The sequence below is a fragment of the Nostoc sp. genome (genome assembly GCF_035638895.1).
In the GTDB taxonomy this organism is placed as follows: domain Bacteria; phylum Cyanobacteriota; class Cyanobacteriia; order Cyanobacteriales; family Nostocaceae; genus Nostoc.
The window spans coordinates 1-6,758 of sequence record NZ_DASQZC010000265.1; the positions used below are offsets into that span (position 1 = coordinate 1).

Annotated in this window: 6 protein-coding genes; 3 read left to right on the top strand and 3 right to left on the bottom strand. The window is 41.6% G+C overall.

Annotation, left to right across the window (positions count from 1 at the left end; genetic code table 11):
- Positions 1-287 precede the first annotated feature (287 nt).
- Together glpX and VE944_RS12830 are read left to right on the top strand one after the other, a co-directional pair.
- Positions 288-1,325 (top strand): class II fructose-bisphosphatase, encoded by a 1,038-nt coding sequence (gene glpX / locus VE944_RS12825; protein WP_324977547.1) that lies wholly within the window; start codon positions 288-290, stop codon positions 1,323-1,325.
- A gap of 241 nt (positions 1,326-1,566) precedes the next feature.
- Positions 1,567-2,853 carry a glutamyl-tRNA reductase gene (locus VE944_RS12830; RefSeq protein ID WP_324977548.1) on the top strand — a complete coding sequence of 429 codons (1,287 nt, stop codon included), beginning with the start codon at positions 1,567-1,569 and terminating at the stop codon, positions 2,851-2,853.
- Between the two features lie 71 nt (positions 2,854-2,924).
- Here VE944_RS12830 and VE944_RS12835 read toward each other — a convergent pair whose 3' ends face one another.
- The 3 genes from VE944_RS12835 to VE944_RS12845 form a co-directional block, all read right to left on the bottom strand.
- Positions 2,925-3,965, bottom strand: coding sequence for a WD40 repeat domain-containing protein (locus VE944_RS12835; protein ID WP_324977555.1), 1,041 nt, complete (start codon positions 3,963-3,965; stop codon positions 2,925-2,927).
- A 136-nt stretch (positions 3,966-4,101) separates the two neighbouring features.
- Entirely contained in the window at positions 4,102-4,395 is a 294-nt protein-coding gene (locus VE944_RS12840) for a hypothetical protein (protein ID WP_100899725.1), read from the bottom strand.
- Between the two features lie 464 nt (positions 4,396-4,859).
- The gene (locus VE944_RS12845) at positions 4,860-5,030 is read right to left on the bottom strand and encodes a chlorophyll a/b-binding protein (protein WP_324977550.1); all 171 of its coding nucleotides are present in this window, start codon (positions 5,028-5,030) and stop codon (positions 4,860-4,862) included.
- 583 nt (positions 5,031-5,613) lie between these two features.
- Between VE944_RS12845 and ald the strand changes: the two genes are divergently transcribed.
- On the top strand, positions 5,614-6,705 hold the full coding sequence (gene ald, locus VE944_RS12850; RefSeq protein WP_324977553.1) for an alanine dehydrogenase: 1,092 nt from the start codon (positions 5,614-5,616) through the stop codon (positions 6,703-6,705).
- Positions 6,706-6,758: the final 53 nt, after the last annotated feature.

Sequence of the window (6,758 nt, forward strand, 5' to 3'; positions counted from 1 at the left end):
TTTTTTTCTTTATTATTTTATACCTAAAGAGAAACACTGAATAAAAGCAATGTTCTAGATATATACTGCTACCTATTTGTACTAGTTCAAAACTTAGTTCCTTTTGAACACGCTTTATACTGGAGTAGTTAGGAGTAAAAAATGAGGAATGTATTAACTGGCACTTTTCTAACGAGTTAGCAGTAAAACTTAACTTTCTTCCAGGTGTATCCGCCCTTTGGTAGACTTGAAAACTGAAATAGCCAGATAAAGCGGCGGAAATTCAACCAGTTGAGAGGGCAGACTCTGTGGAAAATACACTTGGGTTAGAGATTATTGAAGTAGTAGAGCAAGCCGCGATCGCTTCCTCGAAGTGGATGGGTAAAGGCGAAAAAAACATCGCTGACCAGGTAGCTGTGGAAGCTATGCGGGAGCGGATGAATAAAATCCACATGCGGGGTCGCATTGTGATTGGGGAAGGCGAACGCGATGATGCCCCTATGTTATACATCGGGGAAGAAGTTGGTATCTGTACCCAACCAGATGCCGCAAATTTCTGTAACCCTGATGAATTAATTGAAATTGATATCGCTGTTGACCCCTGTGAAGGTACGAACTTGGTAGCTTATGGACAACCTGGTTCGATGGCTGTCTTGGCAATTTCTGAAAAGGGTGGCTTATTTGCTGCTCCTGACTTTTACATGAAGAAGTTAGCAGCACCCCCCGCAGCTAAAGGCAAGGTAGACATCAACAAGTCAGCAACAGAAAACCTCAAGATTCTCGCTGAGTGTCTAGAGCGCTCTATTGAAGAACTCGTGATCGTGGTTATGAAGCGCGAACGCCACAACGATTTAATTAAAGAAATCCGTGAGGCTGGAGCGAGAGTCGCCCTAATTTCAGACGGTGATGTGGGTGCAGCTATAAGCTGCGGTTTTGCTGGAACTAATATCCACGCTCTGATGGGTATCGGTGCGGCTCCTGAAGGTGTAATCTCGGCAGCAGCAATGCGTGCTTTGGGTGGACACTTCCAAGGTCAGCTGATTTACGATCCAGCAGTCGTAAAAACAGGTCTGATTGGAGAAAGCAGAGAAGCTAACATCGATCGCTTAAAGTCTATGAATATCAATGACCCCGATAAGGTCTATGATGCTCATGAATTGGCATCTGGTAAAACTGTTCTGTTCGCTGCTAGCGGCATTACCAGTGGTAATCTGATGAATGGTGTACGTTTCTTCAACGGCGGAGCCAGAACTCAAAGCTTGGTAATTTCTAACCAATCGAAAACTGCTCGATTTGTTGATACAATTCACATGTTTGGTGAACCCAAGACTCTGCAACTGAACTAATTTTTAGGGAATGGGGAATGGTAAAAGTAGGGGTAAAGCATTTGGAAATAAATCTTTCTAAAAAATGGAAAAATAGTCACCCAAATGCTTCATCGTTACACTAGTTAGTAGTTAGTATTTAGTGATTAGTTATTGTTTATTGGTTGGAAAACCTATCAACCAATAAACAAAAATTCCCCATTCCCTATTTATGACTCAATGCCCTATTATCAACTACCAACTAGTAACTACGATTTAGCAAATGAATATAGCAGTGGTGGGGTTAAGCCATAAAACAGCCCCAGTAGAAGTCCGGGAAAAACTGAGCATTCCAGAACCACAAGTTGAAAGTGCGATCGCTCAACTGGCCAGCTATCCCCATATTGACGAAGTTGCAATTCTTAGCACTTGTAACCGCCTAGAAATTTACATTGTTACCAGTGAAGCAGACCAAGGTATCCGGGAAATAACGCAGTTTCTTGCGGAATACAGTAAATTACCCGTGCTTTCTCTGCGACAACATTTGTTTATGCTGCTACATGATGATGCAGTTATGCATGTCATGCGAGTAGCAGGTGGTTTAGATAGTCTGGTACTCGGAGAAGGCCAAATTCTGGCTCAGGTGAAAACTACTCACAAACTGGGACAGCAATATAACGGTATAAAAACAATTTTGAATCGATTATTTAAACAAGCGCTGACTGCTGGTAAGCGGGTTCGCACTGAAACTAGTATTGGTACTGGTGCTGTCTCTATTAGTTCGGCTGCTGTAGAGTTAGCGCAGATAAAAGTGGCAAATCTAGCTGCTTGCCGAGTGGTAATTTTGGGTGCTGGCAAAATGTCACGGTTGCTGGTGCAACACCTAATTTCTAAAGGTGCGGTGGAAATTAGTATTATAAATCGCTCTCGTGAACGTGCCCAAGAATTAGCAAAGCTGTTCCCTCAACAACCGATCAATATTCATCCGCTATCGGAAATGATGACTGTAATTGCCGATAGCGATTTAGTATTTACAAGTACTTCAGCAACAGAGCCAATCCTTGACCGTGCCAAGTTGGAAATGGTTTTAGAAGTTCAGCGCTCTTTAATGTTATTTGATATTTCTGTGCCGCGTAATGTTCATGCGGATGTAAATGAATTGGAAAATGTGCAAGCATTTAATGTGGATGATTTGAAGGCAGTAGTAGCGCAAAACTACGAAAGCCGTCGGAAGATTGCACAAGAAGCAGAAAAACTTTTAGAGGAAGAAGTGGAAGCTTTTGATATTTGGTGGCGCTCTCTTGAAACTGTTACCACTATTAGCTGTCTGCGAAATAAAGTCGAAACCATCCGCGAACAAGAGTTAGAAAAAGCTTTGTCGAGATTGGGTTCGGAATTCGCAGAAAAACATCAAGAGGTGATTGAAGCATTAACGCGGGGAATTGTCAATAAAATTTTACATGACCCGATGGTGCAATTGCGATCGCAGCAAGATGTTGAAGCCAGACGGCGCTGTATGCAAACTCTGCAAATGCTGTTCAACCTGGATGCAGAGGAACAATTTAGTTAAATTTAACCAACTAAGATCCCCGACTTCTTAAAGAAGTCGGGGATCTTAGTTTCAAAGCGATGGGATATTTTTTATTTAGAAGTCCCTGATTTTGTACGAGTGCTGTTAATTAGGTTTTGTGGAGTTCCCCAAATCTTGATTTGTTTATCAAATCCACCACTGGCAAGAATTTTACCATCAGGACTAAAAGCGATCGCACTCACCCAGTCTGTATGTTCGCTCAGTGTATTTATTAACTCACCTGTAGTTAAATTCCACACTTTAATGCCATCTCTGCCAGCACTAGCAAGAGTTTGTCCATCGGGATTAATAGCGATCGCATTTACCCAATTATTATGTCCTGTAAGGGTGCGGACTAATTCTCCACTATTAATATTCCACAGTTTGACTGTGCGATCGCGGCTAGCAGTAGCTAATGTTTGTCCATCTGGTGTAAAGTTCACACTGCTAACAGCATTATCATGAGCTACAAATTCACTGATTAATTTACCAGTAGTCAAATTCCACAGTTTGATTACACCCTTATTGTCACCACTAGCTAAGGTCTGCCCATCAGGACTAAGGGCTAGGGTATAAATCAAATTGTCAAAACGTACTAGAGTCCCTAGAGGGCGCTGCTGTAGCAAATCCCATATCCGAATTCCATCTAAAGCTCCACTGATGAGAACTTTACTATCAGGAGACACCGCTAAAGATAATACGTTACTGGTATGTCCAACAAAAGATCGGGTAAATTTAAAATTTTTCAGGTTCCAGAGGTTAATCGTGTTGTCATCACTACAGCTAGCGAGGGTTTGCCCATCTGGTGAAATTACTAAAGATTCTACGGCTGTTTGGTGTGCTTTGTTAATATTCCCCAACTTTTTGCCGTTTGCTGGGTTCCACAGGCGAATTACACCCTCGTTTTCTGCGCCTCCACTCACCAGAACTTTGTTATCTGGACTGAAAGCGAGGGATTTAACGGTTCCGGTATGTCCTACAAGTGTGTAAAGTAGTTGGGCATTAGCAAAGCTGTTGGTAGTTTGGGAGTTTGGTGTTACCTCAATGGCAGCATGAGCTTCATGAATATAAAACCCTTGCCAGCTAGTCACTGGAAGGGCAACAGTTGCCATAAACGCCAGGATAATATACGGGCGTAGAAAATTATTCCCACCTCTTCCCTCACTACTCACTTTTTTTCCTCACTTTTATAAATAGGGTTACTCAAATCAATTTTGCAGAGTTATTTCAGTAATAACTCTGCACTTCCTAGAGAGGTGGTTTTTTCTTAGAAACGCTTAACATTGGTAAAGGCGCACTAGAAGAACGAGAGGGCAAATAATGTTGCACTACAGGTTCTTCTGGTAAAGGACGACGCTGCTGGAAACGCCACAACTTAAAAGCTAGCGCTATCCCTGTTGTTCCCAAACCAAAAGCGAACAACGACCAGCTATCATTCAATCCGCCAATCAGGGCATCTATAGCGCCCATTGTTATCAATACACTGATTAGCGGCTCTTTTCGGTAGGTTGACTTCAAAAAACGAGGTAATACAGCATTCATCACAGCTTGGTTGGTTCCAGTTCACCTTTTGTGTATATTTACCAAGAATACCTCACCCGTAGTTTGCCTTTCTTATGTAAGGCAGATACAAATTATGATTTTCTTTAGTAGAGAGGAAGTGGACTCATTAATCGCCTTGTATATATTAGTAGAGTGTGGCGGAACTTTGTTTACCCTTAACTATGGGATTTTACCCCTTGCCAAGTTTTGTTAATTGACATAGTGGCTGCATTTCCACCCTACTGTACTAGTTGCAAGTTTATAATATTTATATCACTGATAAATATTTCGATTCCTCTCTTGCTTACATTCTAGGGCAATAATTTACGAATAAGTCTAATTAAAGTATCTAAGGCGAAGTAATTGGCTATCAATTCTTAAAGTCAAACCAACTGGTTGTTCCAGCTGGTTGAAACTCTTTTAATTACTAGCTTACAACTTCTACCTTGTGCTTGTTAGTGACACTACTTCAGACCTAGCCATGATACCACCCCTTGATTGGTGACGTATTCAATCACCAGCAGCAAAGCGAAGCCAATCATTGCTGCTCGACCATTCAAGCGTTCAGCATATTCGTTAAAGCCAAACTTAGGCTCCTCTAATTTAGGTGTAATCGTTGGTTGTGTTTGTGTCATTTTTAAGAAACCTTTTTTCGGCAAACGGGACTTGATATTAGACTTCGCAGGAGTTGTTGAAGATAAGCGGCAAAAGTTAAAAGAATAGACTTGTGCTTTTACTTTTACCTTTTACCTTAGACTTGGTAGCTTATCTGACTTTTCAGGATGGAAAACCTCACTTCTATTTCTCTTTTCCTTTAAGGAGAGAGACTTTGAATTTTCTCCTTCTCCATCGGTAACGGAGTCAGGAGGTTAGATTTTTCCTGGGCTTTTCCAGATAACGTGAAAAGTTAGAGTAGCTTAAAAGCTAATTGCAATACTTGAATGTCAAGATAACTTGATAAATTCAGCAAAAGCTTCCTAGTAGGGAGCTATACAATCGCTTCTTTAATAAATTGTTACTATTCTTTATATATTGTATAAATACTGGGGCAATAGTCAAGGGTAAGAGTTTGGAGCTACTCAGATTAAATTGAGAAACTTAAGACACAGATTAATTATCTCTAATACAGCTATCTGTAATAGACCAGTCCTAAGAGGAAAGTAGCAAGCTTGAAATTCGCAGGCTACAGTTAAACAAAAAAATTATCAGAGGCGATATATGGAAATTGGCGTTCCCAAGGAAAATAAAGATCAAGAATTTCGGGTAGGTTTAAGTCCTTCTAGTGTGCGGGTACTGCGGGAAAATGGTCATAGTATCTTTGTCGAGACACAAGCAGGTAATGGTGCTGGATTTTCAGATGACGACTACAGAAATGCTGGAGCCGAAATTGTCCCTACATCAGAAACGGCTTGGAATCGGGAATTAGTTGTTAAAGTCAAAGAGCCTTTGACATCTGAGTATAAATTTTTGCAGAAAGGGCAGATATTATTTACTTATTTACATTTAGCAGCCGATCGCAAATTGACAGAGAATTTAATTGATTGTGGCACAACTGCGATCGCTTACGAAACTGTAGAACAACCAGGCGCTAACAGACTACCCTTGCTCACCCCTATGAGCGTTATTGCTGGTCGGCTAGCAGTACAATTTGGGGCGAGATTTCTAGAACGTCAGCAAGGTGGTAGAGGAGTTCTTTTAGGTGGTGTCCCTGGAGTCCAACCAGGTAAAGTAGTAATTTTAGGTGGCGGCGTTGTCGGCACAGAAGCAGCTAAAATTGCCGTAGGCATGGGTGCTAGCGTCCAGATTTTAGATGTGAGTGTCGAGCGTTTATCTTATTTAGAAACCCTGTTTGGCTCTAGGGTCGAATTGGTTTATAGCAACTCTGCTCATATTGAAGCCGCAGTCATTGAAGCGGATTTGCTCATCGGTGCAGTTTTAGTACTGGGACGCAGGGCACCAATATTAGTATCCCGTGAATTGGTTAAACAAATGCGTCCTGGTTCTGTAATAGTTGATGTAGCCGTTGACCAAGGTGGTTGCATAGAAACCTTGCACCCGACATCACACACAAATCCGGTATACGTTGAAGAAGGTGTAGTGCATTATGGCGTTCCTAATATGCCAGGAGCAGTACCTTGGACAGCAACCCAGGCACTCAACAACAGTACATTACCTTATGTTGTCCAGTTGGCGAATTTAGGAATTAAAGCACTGGAAGTTAACCCAGCATTAGCTAAGGGTGTAAACGTGCAGAACCATCGCTTAGTACATCCTGCTGTGCAAGAGGTATTCCCTGATTTAGTAAATTAAGGTGTGCAAGGATTAGGCGATCGCTTATTTTAATAGAGGTAGCGATCGCTAAT

Bases quoted from the DNA above. Each gene is read 5' to 3' on its own strand.
- VE944_RS12830 (WP_324977548.1), top strand. From the start codon at position 1,567: ATGAATATAGCAGTGGTGGGGTTAAGCCATAAAACAGCCCCAGTAGAA.
- VE944_RS12835 (WP_324977555.1), bottom strand. From the start codon at position 3,965: ATGGCAACTGTTGCCCTTCCAGTGACTAGCTGGCAAGGGTTTTATATT.
- VE944_RS12840 (WP_100899725.1), bottom strand. From the start codon at position 4,395: ATGAATGCTGTATTACCTCGTTTTTTGAAGTCAACCTACCGAAAAGAG.
- VE944_RS12845 (WP_324977550.1), bottom strand. From the start codon at position 5,030: ATGACACAAACACAACCAACGATTACACCTAAATTAGAGGAGCCTAAG.
- ald (WP_324977553.1), top strand. From the start codon at position 5,614: ATGGAAATTGGCGTTCCCAAGGAAAATAAAGATCAAGAATTTCGGGTA.